The organism is Variovorax sp. P1_G12, assembly GCF_056405555.1.
Genome location: NZ_JBFUBW010000038.1, coordinates 24,196 through 43,762, shown reverse-complemented (window position 1 = coordinate 43,762; position 19,567 = coordinate 24,196). Strand labels below are relative to the sequence as shown.

17 protein-coding genes and 1 pseudogene are annotated in these 19,567 nt (G+C 63.2%); 10 read left to right on the top strand and 8 right to left on the bottom strand.

Annotated elements, in window-relative coordinates; all coding sequences use genetic code 11:
* Positions 1-56: 56 nt before the first annotated feature.
* Together AC1D2O_RS31585 and ilvB are read right to left on the bottom strand one after the other, a co-directional pair.
* Positions 57-3,608 carry an indolepyruvate ferredoxin oxidoreductase family protein gene (locus AC1D2O_RS31585; RefSeq protein WP_478089877.1) on the bottom strand — a complete coding sequence of 1,184 codons (3,552 nt, stop codon included), beginning with the start codon at positions 3,606-3,608 and terminating at the stop codon, positions 57-59.
* A gap of 135 nt (positions 3,609-3,743) precedes the next feature.
* The gene (gene ilvB / locus AC1D2O_RS31580; RefSeq protein WP_478089878.1) at positions 3,744-5,543 is read right to left on the bottom strand and encodes a biosynthetic-type acetolactate synthase large subunit; all 1,800 of its coding nucleotides are present in this window, start codon (positions 5,541-5,543) and stop codon (positions 3,744-3,746) included.
* A gap of 58 nt (positions 5,544-5,601) precedes the next feature.
* Here ilvB and AC1D2O_RS31575 point away from each other — a divergent pair, with 58 nt between their 5' ends.
* Both AC1D2O_RS31575 and AC1D2O_RS31570 read left to right on the top strand, forming a co-directional pair.
* Positions 5,602-6,102, top strand: coding sequence for an Lrp/AsnC family transcriptional regulator (locus AC1D2O_RS31575; protein WP_478089879.1), 501 nt, complete (start codon positions 5,602-5,604; stop codon positions 6,100-6,102).
* A gap of 18 nt (positions 6,103-6,120) precedes the next feature.
* Positions 6,121-7,008: a LysR family transcriptional regulator gene (locus AC1D2O_RS31570; protein WP_478089880.1), complete on the top strand. Its 888-nt coding sequence runs from the start codon at positions 6,121-6,123 to the stop codon at positions 7,006-7,008.
* A gap of 340 nt (positions 7,009-7,348) precedes the next feature.
* On the opposite strand, the gene AC1D2O_RS31565 is transcribed toward AC1D2O_RS31570, so the two are convergent.
* Positions 7,349-8,143 carry an SDR family NAD(P)-dependent oxidoreductase gene (locus AC1D2O_RS31565; protein ID WP_478158469.1) on the bottom strand — a complete coding sequence of 265 codons (795 nt, stop codon included), beginning with the start codon at positions 8,141-8,143 and terminating at the stop codon, positions 7,349-7,351.
* 203 nt (positions 8,144-8,346) lie between these two features.
* On the opposite strand from AC1D2O_RS31565, the gene AC1D2O_RS31560 reads away from it, so the two are divergent.
* Positions 8,347-8,790: a nuclear transport factor 2 family protein gene (locus tag AC1D2O_RS31560; RefSeq protein WP_478089882.1), complete on the top strand. Its 444-nt coding sequence runs from the start codon at positions 8,347-8,349 to the stop codon at positions 8,788-8,790.
* 20 nt (positions 8,791-8,810) lie between these two features.
* Here the strand turns inward: AC1D2O_RS31560 and AC1D2O_RS31555 are convergent, their stop codons facing one another.
* Positions 8,811-9,818 (bottom strand): LacI family DNA-binding transcriptional regulator, encoded by a 1,008-nt coding sequence (locus AC1D2O_RS31555; RefSeq protein ID WP_478089883.1) that lies wholly within the window; start codon positions 9,816-9,818, stop codon positions 8,811-8,813.
* A 146-nt stretch (positions 9,819-9,964) separates the two neighbouring features.
* Between AC1D2O_RS31555 and AC1D2O_RS31550 the strand changes: the two genes are divergently transcribed.
* From AC1D2O_RS31550 to AC1D2O_RS31535, 4 genes are all read left to right on the top strand, one after another.
* Complete coding sequence (locus AC1D2O_RS31550) at positions 9,965-10,486, top strand: 2,4'-dihydroxyacetophenone dioxygenase family protein (RefSeq protein ID WP_478158468.1); 522 nt, start codon at positions 9,965-9,967, stop codon at positions 10,484-10,486.
* A gap of 8 nt (positions 10,487-10,494) precedes the next feature.
* Complete coding sequence (locus AC1D2O_RS31545; RefSeq protein WP_478158467.1) at positions 10,495-11,475, top strand: Bug family tripartite tricarboxylate transporter substrate binding protein; 981 nt, start codon at positions 10,495-10,497, stop codon at positions 11,473-11,475.
* 68 nt (positions 11,476-11,543) lie between these two features.
* The gene (locus tag AC1D2O_RS31540; protein WP_477650317.1) at positions 11,544-12,440 is read left to right on the top strand and encodes an MBL fold metallo-hydrolase; all 897 of its coding nucleotides are present in this window, start codon (positions 11,544-11,546) and stop codon (positions 12,438-12,440) included.
* 37 nt (positions 12,441-12,477) lie between these two features.
* The gene (locus AC1D2O_RS31535) at positions 12,478-13,443 is read left to right on the top strand and encodes a Bug family tripartite tricarboxylate transporter substrate binding protein (protein ID WP_477650316.1); all 966 of its coding nucleotides are present in this window, start codon (positions 12,478-12,480) and stop codon (positions 13,441-13,443) included.
* Positions 13,444-13,603: 160 nt separating this feature from the next.
* On the opposite strand, the gene AC1D2O_RS31530 is transcribed toward AC1D2O_RS31535, so the two are convergent.
* Genes AC1D2O_RS31530 through AC1D2O_RS31520 form a run of 3 tightly spaced genes read right to left on the bottom strand, consistent with a single transcriptional unit; the run spans position 13,604 to position 17,142 of the window.
* Positions 13,604-15,031 carry an MFS transporter gene (locus AC1D2O_RS31530; protein ID WP_478158466.1) on the bottom strand — a complete coding sequence of 476 codons (1,428 nt, stop codon included), beginning with the start codon at positions 15,029-15,031 and terminating at the stop codon, positions 13,604-13,606.
* A 23-nt stretch (positions 15,032-15,054) separates the two neighbouring features.
* Positions 15,055-16,314 (bottom strand): cytochrome P450, cyclodipeptide synthase-associated, encoded by a 1,260-nt coding sequence (locus tag AC1D2O_RS31525; RefSeq protein ID WP_478158465.1) that lies wholly within the window; start codon positions 16,312-16,314, stop codon positions 15,055-15,057.
* 30 nt (positions 16,315-16,344) lie between these two features.
* Positions 16,345-17,142 (bottom strand): tRNA-dependent cyclodipeptide synthase, encoded by a 798-nt coding sequence (locus tag AC1D2O_RS31520; protein ID WP_478158464.1) that lies wholly within the window; start codon positions 17,140-17,142, stop codon positions 16,345-16,347.
* A gap of 109 nt (positions 17,143-17,251) precedes the next feature.
* Between AC1D2O_RS31520 and AC1D2O_RS31515 the strand changes: the two genes are divergently transcribed.
* Positions 17,252-18,115 carry a helix-turn-helix domain-containing protein gene (locus AC1D2O_RS31515; RefSeq protein WP_478093410.1) on the top strand — a complete coding sequence of 288 codons (864 nt, stop codon included), beginning with the start codon at positions 17,252-17,254 and terminating at the stop codon, positions 18,113-18,115.
* 37 nt (positions 18,116-18,152) lie between these two features.
* On the opposite strand, the pseudogene AC1D2O_RS31510 reads toward AC1D2O_RS31515, so the two are convergent.
* Positions 18,153-18,236: pseudogene (locus AC1D2O_RS31510) on the bottom strand (4Fe-4S dicluster domain-containing protein); the annotation flags it as partial.
* A gap of 396 nt (positions 18,237-18,632) precedes the next feature.
* On the opposite strand from AC1D2O_RS31510, the gene AC1D2O_RS31505 reads away from it, so the two are divergent.
* Together AC1D2O_RS31505 and AC1D2O_RS31500 are read left to right on the top strand one after the other, a co-directional pair.
* The gene (locus AC1D2O_RS31505; protein ID WP_478093412.1) at positions 18,633-18,770 is read left to right on the top strand and encodes a hypothetical protein; all 138 of its coding nucleotides are present in this window, start codon (positions 18,633-18,635) and stop codon (positions 18,768-18,770) included.
* Between the two features lie 90 nt (positions 18,771-18,860).
* Entirely contained in the window at positions 18,861-19,562 is a 702-nt protein-coding gene (locus tag AC1D2O_RS31500; protein WP_478158463.1) for an AfsR/SARP family transcriptional regulator, read from the top strand.
* Positions 19,563-19,567 lie beyond the last annotated feature (5 nt).

Here is a 19,567-nt window from a genome sequence, read left to right as displayed (position 1 = left end):
CCACGCCGTCCTTGAGCACGGTGTGGCGATAGCGGCCGCGGTAGGCTCGGGCCGCGCTAGGCGGGAACGCCCTCACGCTCCGCACTCAGCCTCCGCACCCCACGCAGCTCTTGAGCGAGCTTCGACCACCGCACACGCGCCTGCCCCAGGCTCTCCTCCTTCACATGCCCATACCCGCGGATCTGCTCCGGCAGCCGCGCCAGCGCGACGCCGGTGTCGAGCACGGCGTCCAGCCCAACCTGCTCCATCCGGACCAGCACCTCCTCGATAGCCGTCCGGTACTCTTCGATGAGTTGTCGCTCAGTCCTGCGTTCGGCGGTCCGTCCAAAGATATCCAGCGGCGTGCCGCGCAGCCGGCGCAACGCCGCCAGCACGCGGAAGCCATGCAGCATCCACGGACCGAAGCTCTGCTTGACCGGGTGGCCGTGCACATCGCGCTTGCCCAGGATCGGCGGCGCGAGATGGAAGCGCAGCCTGGCCTTGCCTTCGAAGGCCTGCGCCAGCTGCGCCTGGAAGCGCCCGTCGGTGTAGAGCCGGGCCACTTCGTATTCGTCCTTGTAGGCCATGAGCTTGAACAGATTGGACGCGACCGCGCGGGCCAGCGCCTCCTTGCCGCCATGCTTGGCCTCGGCGGCCTGTACGCGTTCGACAAGATCCGAATAGCGCTTCGCGTAGGCGGCGTCCTGGTAGGCGGTGAGGAACTCGACGCGGTCCGCAACCAGCGCGCGCAAGCTCGTCGGCCGCGAGACCGAAACCACCTGCGCCGGCGAGGCCTCGCGGGCGACCGCGGCCGGATCGAGCGCCGCCTTGCGGCCCCAGCCGAACGCCGCCTGGTTGGCCTTGACGGCCACGCCGTTGATCTCGATCGCCTTCAGCAGCGCCGCCGACGACAGCGGAATGCGGCCCTTCTGGAAGGCGAAGCCCAGCAGGAACAGGTTGGAGGCGATGGCGTCGCCCATCAGGCGGGTGGCCAGCGCGGTCGCGTCGATGAAGTCGGCACCGCCGCCCTCGACGGACTCCTCGATCAACGCGCGCACCTGCGCGGCGGGAAAGACCCAGTCGGCATCCTGCGCGAAATGGCCGGTCGGCTGTTCGAAGGTGTTGATCAGCGCATAGGTGCGGCCGGGACGCATCTTCGAGATGGCGTCGGGCGCGCCCGCGGTGAGCATGTCGCAGCCCAGCACCAGGTCGGCCTCGCCGGTCGGGATGCGCTGCGCCTTGAGCTGCGCGTTGTCGCGTGCGATGCGCACGTGCGAGGTCACCGAGCCGTTCTTCTGCGACATGCCGGTCATGTCGAGCACGCTCACGCCCTTGCCTTCGAGATGCGCCGCCATGCCGATCAGCGCGCCGATGGTGATGACGCCGGTGCCGCCGATGCCGGTGATCAGGATGTTGTGGATGTTCTCCAGCGACGCGCCCGCGGGTTCAGGAAGCGCCGCTGCCGCTTCGGCCTTCGCCGCCACCGGCTTGCTCTTGCGCGGCGTGACGTCCGCGACGCTCACGAAGCTCGGGCAGAAGCCCTTGACGCACGAGTAGTCGGCGTTGCACGCGCTCTGGTCGACGCGGCGCTTGAGGCCGAGCTCGGTCGGCTGGGGCAGCAGCGAGGTGCAGTTGGACTGCTCGCCGCAGTCGCCGCAGCCCTCGCACACGAGTTCGTTGATAAAGACGCGTTCGGCGATCTGCGGAAACTCGCCCTTCTTGCGGCGCCGCCGCTTCTCGGCCGCGCACACCTGGTCGTAGATCAGGACCGACACGCCTTCGTAGTCGCGCAGCATGCGCTGCACGTCGTCCATCGCGTCCCGATGGTGGACGGTGAGCGACAGGCCCTCGCTGTCGGCCGGCAGCTTCGAGCGGTCGGACCAGCGGCTCGGGTCCTCGGCCACCAGCGCGATGCGCCGCACGCCTTCGGCCGCCACCTGCTGCGCGATGCGCGGCACGCTGATCGGCCCGTCGACCGGCTGGCCGCCGGTCATGGCGACGGCGTCGTTGTAGAGGATCTTGTAGGTGATGGGAATGCCGGCGGCCACCGCCGCGCGGATCGCCATCGATCCCGAGTGGTAGTAGGTGCCGTCGCCGAGGTTCGCGAACACGTGCTTGCGCTTCGAGAACCAGGCCTGCCCCAGCCACGGTGCGCCCTCCCCGCCCATGTGGGTGGTGGTCTTGTTGTGCTCGGGGTAGATCGCGGTCGCCATCACGTGGCAGCCGATGCCGGCCAGCGCCAGGCTGCCTTCGGGCACCTTGGTCGAGCTGTTGTGCGGGCAGCCCGAGCAGTACCAGGCGGGCCGCGCCGGCGTGGCCACGGACTTGCCGAGCACCACGTCCTTGGCGTCGAGGATGGCCAGCCGGGTGCGGATCATGTCGCTGGTGTGGAAGCGCGCGATGCGCCCGGCGATCACGCGGGCGATCTGCGCCACCGAGAAGTCGGCCGTGGCAGGCAGCAGCCAGCGGCCGCGCGGCGACGCCCACTCGCCGGCCTCGTCGAACTTGCCGATGACGCGCGGGCGCACGTCCTCGCGCCAGTTGTAGAGGTGCTCCTTGAGCTGGTATTCGACGATCTGGCGCTTCTCCTCGACCACCAGGATCTCGTCCAGCCCGTCGGCGAATTCGCGGATCGAGTCGGGCTCCAGCGGCCAGGGCATGGCCACCTTGAACACGCGCACGCCGATGCGCGCGGCCTCGTCGGCGTCGATGCCCAGCTCCTCCAGCGCTTCGAGCACGTCGCGGTAGGACTTGCCCGAGGCGACGATGCCGAGCTTCGCGCGCGGCGAGTCGATGGTGATGCGGTTGAGCCGGTTCTCGCGCGCATAGGCGATCGCGGCGTAGATCTTGTAGTCCTGCATCAGCGCTTCCTGCTTGCGCGCCTGCAGGCCCAGCGTGTCGGTCGACAGGCGCGCATGCACGCCGCCCGGCGGAAAGACGAAGCCCTGCGGCAGGCGCGTGTGCACCGCCATCAGGTCGGCGGAGATCGGGCCCGACGACTCGACGGTATCGGCCAGCGCCTTGAAGCCCACCGGCAGGCCCGCGAAGCGCGACATCGCGAAGCCGTGCAGGCCGAGCTCGATGTACTCCTCGACGCTCTGCGGGTAGAGCATCGGGATCATCGAGGCCGCGAAGATGTGATCGCTCTGGTTGGGCAGCGTCGACGAGTAGGCGCCGTGGTCGTCGCCGGCCACCAGCAGCACGCCGCCATGCGGCGAGGTGCCGGCGTGGCTCATGTGCTTGAAGACGTCGCCGCAGCGATCGACGCCCGGGCCCTTGCCGTACCACATGGCGAACACGCCATCGACGGTGCTCTCGCCCGTCAGCTGCACCTGCTGCGTGCCCCACACGGCGGTGGCGGCGAGTTCCTCGTTGACGCCCGGCAGGAACTTCACGCCGTTGCCGTCGAGCTGGGACTGCGCCTTCCAGAAGGCCTCGTCGATGCCGCCGAGCGGCGAACCGCGGTAGCCGGAAACGAAGCCGGCGGTGTTGAGGCCGGCCGCCTGGTCGCGCCATTTCTGCACCAGCATCAGGCGCACCAGGGCCTGGATGCCGCTCAGGTAGACGCGGCCGGTGGTGGCGGTGTATTTGTCGTCCAGCGAGACGCTGGCGAGTTCGGGGGTCGTCATTTTTGTTGGATCCGGTAGGACTCTTTTTTCGGGACGTGCGCGCGGCCGCGGGTAAGCGGTGCGCGCACGGAACACCCCGGCCGCCGGTAGGCGGCGAGGCATGGCTTTTTTTTTGAGCTGGCGCGGGCTGTGGTTTCAGTGGGGCGCGTGGTCCCCCTGCTCTTCTTCGTACCAGCGGTCCTTCGCGAGCATCACGCGGTGATGGCCGCGGCCCGACGGCATCATCGGGAAGCAGTTCTCCTGCGCCGCCACCTGCACATCGAGAAAGAAGGGCCCGTCGTGGGCCAGGCATTCGGCCAGCGCGCCGGGCAGCTCGGCCGGATCGGCGACGCGGCGCGCGCCCCAGCCGAAGGCCCTGGCCAGCGCCACGAAGTCGGGCAGCGCCTCGTTCCAGCTGTGGCTCAGCCGGTTGCCGTGGTTCAGCTCCTGCCACTGGCGCACCATCCCCATGTAGCCGTTGTTCGACAGCACCAGCTTGACCGGCGTGCGGTGCTGCGCGGCGGTCGACAGTTCCTGGATGTTCATCAGCACCGAGGCGTCGCCGCTGACGCACACCACCAGCGCTTCGGGGTGCGCGATCTGCGCGCCGATCGCGGCCGGCAGGCCGTAGCCCATCGTGCCGGCGCCGCCCGAGGTCAGCCAGCGGCCCGGCCGCTCGAAGCGCAGGTACTGCGCGGCCCACATCTGGTGCTGGCCGACGTCGGTCGAGACGATCGCGTTGCGGCCCTCGATGGCCTGTTGCAGCGACGTCATCAATTGCTGCGGCAGGATCACGTCGGCGCGCGGCGTGAAGCCGAAGCAGCGCTGCGCGCGCCAGTGATCGATGCGCCGCCACCATGGCGCGAGACGCTCCGGCGCGAGCCCGTCCAGCTCGGGCATCGTGAGCAGCACGTCGAGGACGGCGCCGCAGTCGCCGACCATCGGCACGTCGACCTGCACGATCTTGTTGATGCTGCTCGGATCGATGTCGATATGGATCTTGCGCGCGTGCGGGCAGAACTCGTCGAGCTTGCCGGTCACGCGGTCGTCGAAGCGGGCACCGACGCAGACCACCAGGTCGGCCTCGTGCATCGCCAGGTTGGCCTCGAGCGCGCCGTGCATGCCGAGCATGCCGAGGAAGCGCGGGTCGGACGCCGGGAAGGCGCCCAGGCCCATCAAGGTCAGCGTGCACGGGGCATCGAGCCGCTCGACCAGCCGCGTGAAGGCCGCGCAGGCCCCGGGCCCGGCGTTGACCAGTCCGCCGCCGCCATACAGGATCGGCCGGCGCGCCGTGGACAGCAGATCGGCGGCACGCTGCAGCATCCCGCGCGGCGGCAGCCCCAGCGTGCGGCCCTTGCGCATCGCGGCCGGCGCGGCGCGAGCGGCATTCAGCGGCGTCAGCTGGATGTCCTTCGGCACGTCGAGCAGCACGGGGCCGGGGCGCCCGGAGGCGGCGATGTCGAGGGCGCGCCGGACCACGGCCGGGATGTCGTCGGCGCTGCGCGTCTGGTGATTCCACTTGGTCACGGGCCGGGACATCCCGAGCGCGTCGCTTTCCTGGAAGGCGTTGGTGCCGATCACGGAGGTCGCCACCTGGCCGCTGATGCACAACACCGGGATCGAATCGCTCATGGCGTCCAGCAGGCCGGTGATGGTGTTGCCGACGCCGGGGCCCGAAGTGACCAGCACCACGCCCACCCGGCCGGTGGTCCTGGCATAGCCCTCGGCGGCATGGACGGCCGCCTGCTCGTGGCGAACCAGGATGTGGCGCAGGCGCGGCTCGCCGTGCAGCGCGTCATAGAGCGGCAGCGCCGCGCCGCCCGGGTAGCCGAAGATCGTGTCGACGCCGCACTCGATCAGGGTCTCGAGCAGCGCGACCGCGCCGTTGCGCACGCGCGGCGGCGACGCGGGGTGGTCCAGAGGGGGCGACGTAGGGGGGGTGGCGAGCGTTTGCATGCCAATATTCTTCCGTTTTGACGGCAGAATATGCTTCTTTATTCCGGCTCATTTCCACATGAACCCAAAAACCAATCGCCAAAAGGAAGTCGGAGACGAAAAATCATCCGACAAGATTGACTTGGCCATCCTCCGCGTGCTGCGGGAGGATTCGCGCAAGACCCTGCAGGAGATCGGCGCCGTCGTCGGGCTGTCGCCGACGAGTTGCTGGACCCGGATCAAGAAGCTGGAGACGCAGGGCGTGATCAAGCGCTACACCGTCGACCTCGACGCGCCGAGCCTGGGCTACCACGACTCGGTGATCGTCCAGCTCACGCTCGAGAGCCACACCGACGAGACGCTGTACGAATTCGGCCGCGTGCTGGCCACCATTCCCGAGATCCAGGAGGCCTACCTGGTCTCGGGCGACTACGACTACTACATCCGCATCGCCGTGCGCGACACGCGTGACTACGAGCGCCTCTTGCGCGAGAAGCTCTACAAGATCCCCGGCATCCGCCACAGCAAGTCGCACTTCGTGCTGCGCGTGCTGAAGGAGGCCAGCGTGCCGTTGGGCTGATTTCCGACAATGGCCGTCATGAGACCTGATCTGGATTCCCTGGCGCTCTTCCTGAGCGCTGTCGAAAGCGGCAGCCTGTCGAAGGCCGCGCAGGAGCACCACCTCGTGCTGTCGGCCGCCAGCCGCCGCATCGGCATGCTCGAGAGCGAGTTCGGGGTCACGCTCTTTCATCGCACCTCCAGGGGCGTCACGGTGACCGGCGCGGGAGAGTCGCTGGCCGTCCACGCCCGGCTGATCCTGCGCGACGTCGACCGGATGCGGGCCGATCTGTCGGACTACGCGCAGGGCGCGACGGGGCGCGTGCGGCTGCAGGCGAATGCGTCGGCGATGGGGCAGTTCCTGCCCGACGACGTCGCCAGCTTCCGCCGCAGCTACCCGGAGATCCGGGTCGACGTGGAGGAGCACCGCAGCGTCTGGATCGTGCAGGCGATCCGCGACCGGCAGGCCGACGTCGGCGTGATCACCGGCGAGACCGCGGACTCGTCGCTCAACTTCATTCCCTACCGCACCGACCGGCTGGTGGCCATCGTGCATCGCAAGCACCCGTACCGCAGCCGCGAGGTGTCCTTCGCGGAACTGCTCGACTTCGATTTCGTGGGACTCGAAAGCGACTCGGCCATCACCCGCACCATCGAGGACGCCGCGCTGCTGGCGCGCAAGGTGCTGCGCCTGCGCGTGCGGGTCAAGAGCTTCGAGGTGGTCTGCCGGATGATCGAGGCCGGCATGGGCGTCGGCATCCTGCCCGAAGGCGCCGCGGCGACCTACCGCAAGGAAATGGGCCTGCGCTTCCTGAACCTGTCGGACGCCTGGGCCTCGCGGCGCATGTACTTGTGCACCCGGCAGGAGGCGTTGACGTTTCCGCAGCGGCGGCTGGTGGACCATCTGCTGGCGCGGAGCCTCGTCTAAGCCCCGCGCTGAGCGTGTTTGGCGAGGCGGCCTGGGCCGGCATCGGGAGCGTCAGCCGCCCCGAGCCGCTTCGATCGCAGCGATGTCGATCTTTCGCATCCCGATCATGGCTTCGAACGCGCGCTTGGCGTGCCGTCGTACCAGAGACAAATCGTGTTCTTGCTGATCATCTTGGTTCCCTCGGATTGGGACAGATACGCGCATTCAAGCCGCACAGGCAGCCCGACTGATTCGGCAACTTGCGAACCATGGGGTGGCGGGAATGCGCGATCGTCCGCAACGGCGCCGATCGAGTGGCACCGTATCCGCGAATGGGATTGAGCTCCTGGCGCACGTTTGACTAGAGGCTTGAGCCTCCGTCCACCACAAGTTGAATGCCGGTGATGTATGACGAGTCGTCAGATGCCAGGAACAGGGCTGCCTTTGCAATCTCCCACGGCGTACCCTGCCTGCCCATAGGGCAGCGCGAGTCGCGGAACTTGTGTCCTGCTGCAGCCTCATCCGCCGTCTTGTAGAGCGCATCCGCGTGCGGTGTCCGAATCATCCCTGGCACGATGCAGTTGCATCGGACTTGGTCGGGCGCGTACTGCCTGGCGATGACACGCGTCATGTGATTCAGGCCAGCTTTCGAAGTGCTGTACGAAAGGAACTGCATTGGGCTCCACTTGAGGCTGGCGGTTGACGATACGTTGATGATGGAGCCGGACCTCTGAGCGCGCATGATTGGCATGACGGCCCTTGCAGTGGCCATTGCACCGCGCAAGTTGATGTCCATTACCTTGTCCCAGTCGTCATCCTTTACGTCGACGAGCTCGCCCAGAATCTCGATGCCGACGTTGTTGTGCAGCACGTCGACCCGCTGATGCGTTGACACCACCTCGGCAACGACTGCGTCGACCTGCTTGGAGTCCGTGACGTCCATCGCCATTGCGATTGCATTTCCGCCATCGTCTCGGATGAGCTGCGCCGCGAGCTCAGCTGCTTCCAACGAACGGTCAGTGCAGACAACCAGCGCGCCCTCGCGGGCGAAGGTCAAAGCGCATGCAGTGCCGTTGCCGACCTGGTCGACACCTGTGAATTCCTTCTTGAATGTTCCGGCCCCAGTCACGAGGGCAACCTTGTCTTTCAGCTTCATGACATTCCTTTGCGCAAACGATTCCGCAATGCTAGCTCTCTTGCCCATCCGGGGGCAACGGGTTAACCCGTATCACCAGTATCCCTCGAGCAATGGCCATAGTGAAAATGGCAAAGCAGGGTATCTAGGGTAAACCCCACTTTCGAGATGTTGTGTCGGGCGCAAAATTGCGCAAACGTTTCCACAAGGTTTGAAGGATACCCATGACGAAAGACGAACTTCGACAAGCACGCCTGAAAACGGTCCGTGACCACATGGCGCTCGAGTGCACCCAAGACTGGGACGGCGTCATCAACACGTTTGAGCATCCGCGCTACGAGATGTATGGCAACGGCGCTGTCTACGACGGCGAGGAGCAGGTTCGCGCCTACTTTCAGTCTTCGCGCCAAGCCTTTCCGGACCAAGCCAACGAGATAATTTCGATTGCCGCCGACGACGAGCGAGACACGGTTCTCGTGGAGTTCTTCCTCCTCGGCACCCACTTGGGCGAGTTCAAGGTTCGAGAAAAAACCTATCCGCCGACTGGTCGGTCGTTCAGGGTGCGACTGGCGGCAACGTTCCTGTTCGGGCCCGGCTCCGCGAAGATTATTTGCGAGCGCCCTTACTCGTCGCCTGACCTGAAGCTCATCGCCCTCGGGTTGCTCTAGTTCTCGGGACAGCCATTTCTTCAAGCCTCGGGCGCCGCACACGATTCCCGTTCGATGAGCCGCATATCCACCACCGCCGACTGAACCGCTGGAGCCTCGTTGTGCATCCTTGTCAGCAGCATCGTCGAAATCTCATCCGAGAGCGAGTGGATGTCCCATGCAAGCGCAGTTATCGATGGACTGTGCAGCTCGGAGAACTCCGTGTCTCCGATGGAGACGATGCTCACGCTGCCAGGGATGCTCAACCTGGCCGACCTCATGGCGGCGAGCACGCCGGCGAGGATTCGGGTACCGAGGCACAGAAATGCAGTCGGGCGGTCCTCGCGAGCCAGCATGCGAGCCGCTTGGTCGGCCGGAAAATTCATCGACGAATCGGCAAAGCAAATCATGCTTGGGTCATAGGCCAGTCCAGCTGCAGTCAAGCAATCCTGGTAGGCCTGCACCCGGTCCCGGATTGGCTGAATTTGGCTGCCGGGAGTCATCAAGGCGATGTGCTTGTGCCCGAGCCCAATCAGGTACTCGAGCGCTTCCGTGGTGCCGCGATAGTGGTCGACCTTGACTGCGCTCAGTTGCTGACCACCATCGCGGTCGAAGAGCACCGTCGAGATGTCTCGGACCTCATTGATGACGTGTGCAACCGAATCCGTTTGGCACGGGCCGAGGATGATGCCGTCGACCTTGCGGCTCTTGAAAAAACGAATCAGCTGGACCTCAGTGGCAATGTCGTTGTTCGAACTGGCCACGAACAGTGCATAGCCCTGTGCAGAAAGTCGCCGCTCGACCGACTTGACCAGGCGTCCATAGAAGGGATTGGAAATATCGCTGACGATGATGCCGACCGCATGACTCTGCTTCGACCGCATGGTGCGCGCGATGGCGTTGGGCTGATAGCCCAGCTTTACCGCAACGTCGCTGACCTTCTTGATGGTGGCGCTGCTGACGCGCCCCGTCCTATTGAGGGCTCGCGACGCTGTGCTGATAGACACGCCTGCCAATCGAGCGACGTCATGGATACCGACTGCTGACATCACAACCTTTCTGGAACCCTAAAACTCTACAAAACGTGGCGGCCTACTCGACTCGTCGGGTTAGCCCCAATGAATCTAACACCCACAAGTATCTACCATGCGGAAACGTTTCTGCAACCGGTGGCGCTTAAGCAACAGGAGCATGAGTGACAACCCTCACATCCATCACGAAGCAGGAAGAGCTGCTCACGGTCAACATCCATGACATGACCTATGTACCGGGCGCTGCGCCCGGTTCGGAAATCATTCCGCTGTTCCTTGACCGCGAGAACGGCATTTGGGTTTTGTATGGAAAGTTTGCCCCTGGCACGAAGCTGCCCAAGCATTTCCACACGGGCACCGTCCACTTCTTCACCACCAAGGGTCAGTGGAACTACGTCGAGCACCCCAAGGACCGCCAAACAGCCGGCAGCTACCTCTACGAACCAGCAGGCTCCATCCACACCTTCTCGGTGCCCGAGGACGCGAAGGAGGCTGCCGAGGGCTTCATGGTGGTGTACGGCGCCAACATCAACTTCGATAGAGATGCCTCTCTCAACATTCGCGACGCAGGGGCCATCGAAGACGGGATTCTCGGCTACCTGGAGAGCAAGGGACTGCCGATTCCTGGCTACATCACGCCCAAGGGCGCCGGCTTCAAGAACCTTCAAACCCACGCCAACAAGTGAGCGACACCATGAATACTCGGAGACATTACCTCGCACAAGGCGCAGCCATCGCCCTCGGGACCCTGGCTTTCTCAGCTTGGTCTCAAGCAAACTGGACTGCCAAAAGGCCGATTACGTTGCTTGTACCAGGCCAAGCCGGGGGTAACTCGGACATCTTGGCGCGCTTGGTTTCAAACGCCATGGGAACCTCCCTTGGTCAGCCAATCGTCGTCGACAACAAGCCGGGCGCTTCTGGCACCCTCGCCTCGGCCCTTCTTTCTAAATCGCCTGGCGACGGCCAGACGCTACTCGCTGCCAGCAGCGACACACACACCGTCTATCCGCACTTCTTCAACAACAAGAACTTCCACCCGGAGGGCCACGTGCCGGTGGCGGTCATCTCCTTCGTTCCGTTTGCCCTGGCCGTGCGCAAGGACCTCGAGGTCAAGAACCTGAAGGAGTTCATCGCGCTAGCCAAGAACAAGCAGATGACTTTCTCCACGTGGGGCGTTGGAACAACCGGGCATGCGGCAACGATGCTGTTCATGCGAGCGTCCGGCGTCCAAGACATGCTGCACGTCCCGTACACCGGCAGTGCGCCAGCCATTCAGGCGTTGATGGCCGGGCAGGTCGACGCAATGATGGGCGCGATTCCATTGATTTCCTCGGCGCGAGGCCAACTCAAGCCGCTGGCCGTGATGTCGAAGAACCGCTCGCCCGCACTGAAAGACATCCCAACCTTCGAAGAGGCAGGCCTCGTTATCAATGAGACCAAGGAGTTCTGGGTGGGCATCGTTGCCCCGCCGGGTACGCCGGACGACGTGGTCAACGCCATCGCTGCCGAGATTCAAAGGGCGATGGCAACACCTGCAGTGAAGGCGCGCATCGAAGAACTAGGTGCCATTCCACAGTTCGTCGGTCCCACCGCATTCAGGCAGGTCATCAAGAAAGAGTCCGCCCAGTGGGCCCAAATCACCCGTGACGCCGGCGTCAAGCAGCAAGACGTTTAGAGAAACGCAGGAGGTCAGCTCCGCAAGGCTGCTGACCGAGCGATGGCGTTGTAGCGAGAGCCCTAAAAGTGAAGCAACTCAAGTTTGGAAACACCCGCGTCGACCGGGTCGTGGAAATAGACAACTTCTGGGTAGACCCGGCATGGCTCTACCCCAACATAGAGCCGGGAGTGGCCGCGCGACATCAGGCCGAGCTCGGACCCCATCTCATAAGCCCGGGCGACTTCAAGCTCAACCTAAGCTTCCACAGCTATCTCATTCGTACTGGAACCGCGAACATTCTGGTCGATGCGTGCAATGGCAATCACAAGGACCGGCCACGTGCCAAATGGCAGCACAAGTTCAAGTCGGACGAATACCTAAGAAACCTGGCAAGGTTGGGTCTGAACCCGGGTGACATCGACCTGGTGCTGTGCACGCATCTTCATACGGACCACGTCGGATGGAACACGATGCTCAGCAATGGGAGATGGGTTCCAACCTTCCCCAACGCAAAGTACATCTTCGCGAAGAAGGAGTTTGAACACTACCTGCGGCTTCACGAGAAGAAGCCCGAACTCCCCGTCAACCAGGGCTCCTTCATCGACAGCGTCTTGCCGGTCGTTGAGGCTGGCCAAGCGCTCCTCGTTGACTCAAATCACCTGGTAGAAGGCGACTTGGCAAAGGGAGTCTGGCTTGAGGACTCGCAGGGCCACACCCCCGGGCACGTCACGGTGAATGTGAAAGAGGGGGGGCAGCACGGGGTCATGACTGGCGACATCTTCCACCACCCCATCATTTTTCTCGAGCCCGGGCTCATCAACACCGGAGATTGGAATCCGGAGCTCGCGCGGGCAACTCGCCAGACGCTTACAGAGCGCTTTGCCGACACGGAAACGCTGCTGCTCACCATGCACTTCCCGGCGCCCACGGCCGGCCGCATTCACTCGTGCAATCACGGGTTCACGTTCAAGTACCTGCGCTAGGCGCATGGTGCTCCTGCCAAACAGAAGGAGACGCATTTTGAAAGCTCTGTACACACTCGCTCTGGGGGTGGGCCTGGCATACGCCGGGGCCGCGTGCGCGCAATCCAGCGACTATCCGACAAGGCCCATCAAACTTTTGCTGCCGTTGTCAGCCGGTAGCGGTGGCGACACCATCGGTCGTATGCTTGCAGAATCGATGGCAAAGAGGCTGAACGGCTCAATCTATGTCGAGAACCGCGTCGGAGCAGGCGGAACCATCGGCGCAGCGCAAGCAGCAAGGTCACCAAACGACGGGTACACCATCACCATGGGAGGCATGACCTCTCACATCATCGCGCCTGCGGTGTACGCCAAACTTCCCTACGACCCCGTTGCCGACTTCAGCCAAATTGGAAGAATCGGAACAGCAGGTGTCGTGGTCGTCTCCAACATTGACTTTCCAGCGAAGAACCTCAAGGACCTTGTCGCGAACTCCAAGGGGCAGGACAAGCCCTTGCAGTACGGCACATGGGGCCACGGCTCAACGGGTCATCTCTGCGGCGAGGTGCTTGTCCAAAAGGCGGGTGCGAAGCTGGACCACATCCCATTCAAATCTTCGGGTGACCTCGTGACCGGCCTGCTCGGCGGGCACATCCGAGTGGGTGTGCTCGACATGGGTACCGCATCTCCGCTGGTCAAGTCCGGAAAGATTCGTGCGTTGGGAATTTGTGGCAGCCGCTCGCCGAGCATGCCGGAAGTGGGCACCTATCCAGACCAAGGCATTGACTTTCGTAGTGAGCTGAGCTGGACCCTGCTCGCTCCTGCTGGCGTCTCGCCAACTATCGTGAACAAGCTGTCCGGTGCACTTCGCGACACCCTCGCCGAAAAGGCAACCGCCGACCGCCTGTTGAGCCTCGGTGTCCGGCCGGCCTACCTTCCACCTGACGAGCTACGCAAACTCATGCGTGAAGACATCGCCATATGGAAAGCGGTGGCGGAGACCGCCAACGTGAAGCCGGAGTAGCCTTGCAATGAAAAGGCTCGACGATTTCCAGCACTGGAGTTCAAGCCTGACTGCGTAGCACCAATGTTCGCGGGCGAGTCGCCGCGGCTAGCGGCTCCGGTGGACACCCAAGCCGCACGGAGGCCACCTCCAAAGTTTCTAAAACTTCGAGCGCACCACGCTAGCGCCCCAGTTTCGCAGCAGGCAGCGCGCACGCCAGCGAAATCAACACCAGATAGCCGAAGGCAAGAACGAATCCTGTCTGTTCCGAGTGGAGTGCTCCACCTGTGCCGTACTGAAGCGCGACCAAAACGCTGGCCGCCCCCAAGGATGCGCCCAGGTTGGTCAGTATTCGCGTCAACGCGCTGGCATCCGGGATGCGCGGGCTATCGACGTCGCGATAGGCCGTGGACAAGGCCAGAATCGTCAGCAAGCCGAGGCCCGCACCTCGCACGAACGTGGAGACCGCGAGCACCGGCCAGTGCTCGGGGCCGAATGGCCCCATGAACGAAATCGTTCCAAGGATCGTCAGCAGGATCGAGGCGAATGCCAATCCGGCCGTCCCCAACCGCCGGGAAAGCGACTCAAGGTAGTGGCGGGAGACCAGCGCGCCGACGCCCTGCATGGCCAGCAACGCGCTGGTTTCGATGGTGCCGAGACGGCATCTCTGAAGAAAGTAGAGAGGCAGAAGCAGCAAGCCTCCGTAGAAAGCCACGCTCGACAGCAGCAGCAACAACGCTGATGACCGGAAGGACCATACGCTGAAGAGGCCGACATCGATCAAAGGACGAGCGGCCCACTTCTTGGCGTAGAGCACGAACGCCGCACCCAAACCAATTCCTACGGCGCTCAGGGCCGCCCCTCTCATCGAGTTCCCGCCGACGCTATCCCCCAGCGCGGACAGACCGTAGACGGTCAGCACGACGCCGGGGCACAGGAGCAGGAACCCAATGCCATCGAATGGCAGCGCAGCAGATCGCTCATCCGACTTGAGATGCCGCAGCGCGAGATAGATCCCAAGCAGGCACAGCGGAATGTTGATTCCGAAGATGGAGCGCCAGCCACCATAGTAAAGCGCCAGTCCACCCACCAAGGGCCCAAGAATAGGTGCGATGACCGAAGGCACCGCCATAGCGGCCAATGCCGCCCTGGCGTTGCGTTGCCCGACCGATCTGATGAGCAGGGTTTGCATGATCGGCATCAACAACCCCGCCCCGATGCCCTGGACGACACGGAAGGCGATGAGCGACTCGGCGCTCCATGCAACGGTTGTCAAGGAGGAGCCGATCAGGAAGGCCAGCAGGCCCGCGATCCACATTCTCTTGGGGCCGAAGCGATGGGCACTCCATGCCGACAGTGGAATCACTGCCGCGGCTGCGAGCGTGTATGCGATGGATACCCACTGAATCACTGACAAGGGCGCGGCGAGATCGATGCTCATTTCCAGAACCGCGATGTTCACTGCAGTGGCGTCGAGCAAGGGCAGGAAAACGCCCACGATCAGGACGAGAATCAGTCGGCGGTGCTCTCTGGTGAGAGATGATTCAGCCTGGCGCTCCCTTTCAACTGGGCCCTCGTCGAGGCCTTGGCTTCGAGGTTGTTCCGCCATTGGCTTCTGAGCAGACGCGTCGGTCACGCTGCTGCCGCCGCTGTGCAAGGGGCCACGACTTCAATCGAAGCGGAGGCGTCGAAATCGATGCACAGCGAAGCTGGCCCTCTCGTATAGAGACCAACCTCCTTGTAGACGAAGCCAGGCGAGTATTTGATCCCCTTCAGATTGTCAAGCAGGAGGTTGGCTGTGATCTCGATCTGCAGCAAGGAGAATGCTGCTCCAACGCAAACGTGCGTCCCGGCTCCGAAGGCCAAATGGCGCGCTACACGCCCCAGTGAAGTTGTACCCTCTGGCTTCTTTCGGTCGACCTTGAATGTGTCCGGCCCATCAAATGCCTTGGGATCCCGATTCGCCGCACCGATCATGCAGAAAACGATCGAATCCGCAGGAATCTTGATTCCAGAAATCTCCACGTCGACCGCGGCTTGTCTTGGAATGAGCTGAACCGGCGATGTGAACCGCAAGGTTTCGTCGATCGCAGCGCTCAGAAGATCACGGTTGCTTCGCACCCGATCCAACTGCTCCGGGTGGTCCATCAGGTGCTTGAAAAGCAAGGCCAGGGTCTTGTCAGCGGGCTCGGTTGCCGCGAGCAAGATGTTGAGACATAGCGCGACGATCTCTGACACGGACATCGTTTCGCCTTGACCGTCGGCGATACACAGCAATGAAATCAGGTCATCACCGGGACGTCGAAGCCGTTGCTCGACGATCGGGGTCAGGTATTGAATCAACTGTTGGCTGCATGCGAGATCGTAGGCTTTCCGCCCCTCTTCGATCTCAAGGCTGGTGATGAAGTCCGCGATTCCGGCATGCCAAGTCGCGAGTTCCTTGTAACGATCTGTTGGCAAGCCCAGAACACTCAGTGTGACCAACACGCCGTAGTCCTTGCCGAATTGGTTCACCAGATCGAGCGATCCGGAAGCCATCCAGGGGCGCAGGAGCATCTCAGAAATGCCTCGAATCATGGGAGCGTAGCGCTCGCGGAAGTACCGTCCGCTCAGACCGCCAAGCACGGCCCTTCGCTTGCTCGCGTGCTCCGAGCCGCTCATTTGCGCCAATACCCTGTCTCCCATGACGGGTTGCGCTCTCTCGAGCAGCGGCGCCGTCGTGAAATCTGGATTTGACAGAATCGACTGCACGTCGACGTACTTGCCCACGAAGTACGCGTTGACCCGTTGGTCGTGAAAGATGGCGTCCTCGCTGTGAAGCCGTGCGTACTGCGGATACGGATTGTTGTGAAATTCGACCGATGCAATGTTGAAGTCTATAAGCTTGGCCATGTGGTCCTCTCGATCAGTTGAATGGCGATATCAATGCGTGGGCCGAGCAACGACCTGTCGACTCCATCGTTCTGAGCGAGTGAGGACGCCGTACCCCTGCGCGGGACTGACACGAAGCGGGAAGACTCCGGCAAAGAGTCCTGCACCGATAGACCACGGACGGTGGTATGCCAAGATCGAACTCTCGACGCCGATGAGCGCCGGGGTATCGAGGTAGAACGGAATCTCGGCGAATATGTACGGGACGGCTCGACTGATTTGCTCGTGCGTCGGCGCCGGTGCGAAGCTGTTGTCCGCGACGCCATTTCGACGTCCATCGACCGCCTGGCGCGTCATCAACAGGCACGCGTTCCTGAACTCGTCGCTTTGGTGGAATGCCTCTTGAACTCGGGCCCGCATGGCCAAGTAATTCGCATCCTCGCGAAAATCCGAGAACTGGAACACGCGAACCGTGGATGAATCAGCGCCGGCTTTGACAACTGCGCTGTGGGCGGACCGAAGGTGTCGCCCGATTTCCTTGCGTGCTTTCTGGGCCGCTTTCGATGGTGCGACGCCGCTGGCGAGCAGCAGACGCGCCGCATCATCCTCACTTGGCAGAAGTATGTCGATTCGGGCGAAGTTCGAATGAGCCCAATCGACAAGCGACTCAACGTACTCAGGCGAGAACCGCGAGTTGAACGGGCTGATACCGATGAGTAGATGCTCTCTTCGCGCAACGAGCGCTTTGCAGTTCTCGGTCTCCCCCTTCAGCTCGAATTCTTCGTTCTCAAAGTGCCGATCAATCGCTGATACCGCTCGGCTGCGGCTGGTGTTGTGCCGAAGGCTCACTTTGCTCCCCTCCCCGATTCTTTGACTCTCGATCGCTTGACGCGAAACTTGACTCTAGCTAACGAAGTTATGATTGAATTGCGATAAGAAATCAATTTCTGTTGAATTCATGGCACGCACGCGATCGCCCGACCAGAGCGTTCCTCCGCTCGATCCGCACCCGTTCACACCGACGAGGCAGCAGCCCGTGCGCGTCAAGTCGCGGCTCTTGCGCGCTCACACGAAGGTGCTTCCGCATCAGCATCACTGGGCACAGATGGTTTTTTCGAGTGCTGGCGTCGCGCGTGTCATGACCTCCGAGGCGGCGTACGTGCTGCCGCCTCGGCGCGCAGTCTGGATTCCCGCCAACGTGGAGCACGCGGCGTCGGTCCTGGAGGACGCTGATTTGCACTCCGTCTATGTCTACCAGCCGCGAGGCATCACGGGGCCGTCCATGTCCAGCGCCACCGTGGACCGGGCCTGGAGCAGATGCCGCGTCATCGAGGTGCGACCGCTGCTGCTGGAACTGGTGCATCAGATGGGCGCCGAGGATTCCGACACCGTCGATGTCCAGCGCTATCGAAGCATGTGTGTGCTGGCGCTCAGCGAGATGCGCCGGTCGAAGACCTCGCCGCTCGGGATCGTGCTGCCGGCTGACAGGCGGTTGCGCGCATTCTGCGAATCGTTCCTGGAGGACCCGGCCCGGGACCAATCACTGGGTTCACTGGCAAGCGAGGCGGGTGCCAGCGTCAGCACGATTGCGCGGCTGTTCCGCAAGGAAATAGGAACGAGCTTCGCGAGTTGGCGGCAGCAGGTGCTGCTGGCTCGCGCACTGACGCTCGCAGCGCAGCGAAAGCCCATGTCTCACATCGCGACGGAGCTCGGTTACTCGAGCGCGAGTGCCTTCGCCGCGATGATGACGCGCTTGGTGGGCGTGCCCCCGAGCAAGTTCCTGTCGGTCCGCGACAGCGAGCTTCGCCGGGACCCGGGTTAACCTCGGCGAATGGATCACAGCACCCACTCCGGCCCGATCACATACCGGAGTAGTTCGGGCCCCCACTCCCTTCCGGCGTGACCCACACGATGTTCTGGGTCGGGTCCTTGATGTCGCGCGTGCACACATACGCGCTTCCTATAGCAATCGGCCGAAGAAGCATTCGAGCAGAGACTGTTCGAGCGCCACCAAGGACAACATGAACCGTGTTGAAGTACAGCGTCGGAATCAAGAACTCGATGCGCTTTTGGACTTCACCGCGGCCGTGGACAAGGAACGGCTTTCTCCAGTTCGTAGACTGTCGCGCCTCGGCGATGGTCATTCTCTCGCCCTGAACGAGGTCGAGTGCGCGAGCTGCTCGCCAAGTTGATCGAACGTGGCCAGCAGGAAAGCAGCGAGGTGCTCAGCGGATCAACTGGCGCGACGTCAAGATCGACAGCTTCACCTACGCACTGGCTCAACTGAAGCGCGCGAAGTACGGCGTCATGAGCGAGCAGTTCGACGTCGATCAACACCCATGTTCGACGAAGCGACTGATGCCCACATCGCCGCATTGGCAATTGAACTGGACGACTTGCGTGCGTCGTTCGATCCGCGCACCGTTTTTTTGTCGGCGCATCCAGCGGGGCATAGCATCCCCGGTCGCCTCGCATAGGCCATGCGTGGGATTGCCAAGTGCGAAGTTCAGGGATTAGATACCTGCCGCATTCGTTCAAGCAAAGCGGGTTTGTCGAGGCGAGAGGTAATGGAACAACCCAACGACAACGTGAGGCGCAGAATCGCGATCGTCGGTCGCCTCGGCGTGTACCCGATGATGCGGCTTTCTTTGCCTGGCCGCCGCCTCCTTGCGTATCTGGCGCTTCGCAGGCAACCCGCTCTACGCGGGTTGGCTTCGGCCCAAGTTTGGCCGGATGTGCCGGAGGACGTCGGGCGCGCGAACCTTCGCCGTGCGTTGTGGCATGTGCCGCGGGGCTGGGTGGTGACGATCGGCGACGAACTCGTACTCGATGCGGAATGTGACCTTGAGGAGGCACACCGCATCGCGGCGAATGCGCTGGCTGGCGAGCCCCTGTCGCTTGAGGAGATCGCGCTCCTATCGAGCGACATCCTTCCCGGGTGGCACGAGGAATGGGTTCTGCCGGAGCAAGATGCGTTCCACATGCTGCGTGTGCAGGCGTTGGAGGCGGCCTGTCGCACGATGGTGTCGGCTGGTCGCTATGGCCTGGCCATACAGGCCGGTGCGGCAGCCGTCGCCGCCGAACCGCTTCGCGAATCCGCTGCGGAGGCGCTGATCGATGCGCACCTTGCGCAGCGCAATCGTTACCAAGCGATGCAGTGCTTCCGCATGCTCAAGCAAAAGCTCGACGAAGAACTGGGCGTAGAACCGGATCCCGCGCTGACAGAACGGGTCGCAGGTATCAGCCACTCCAAGCGGCACTCACGCTGACCGTC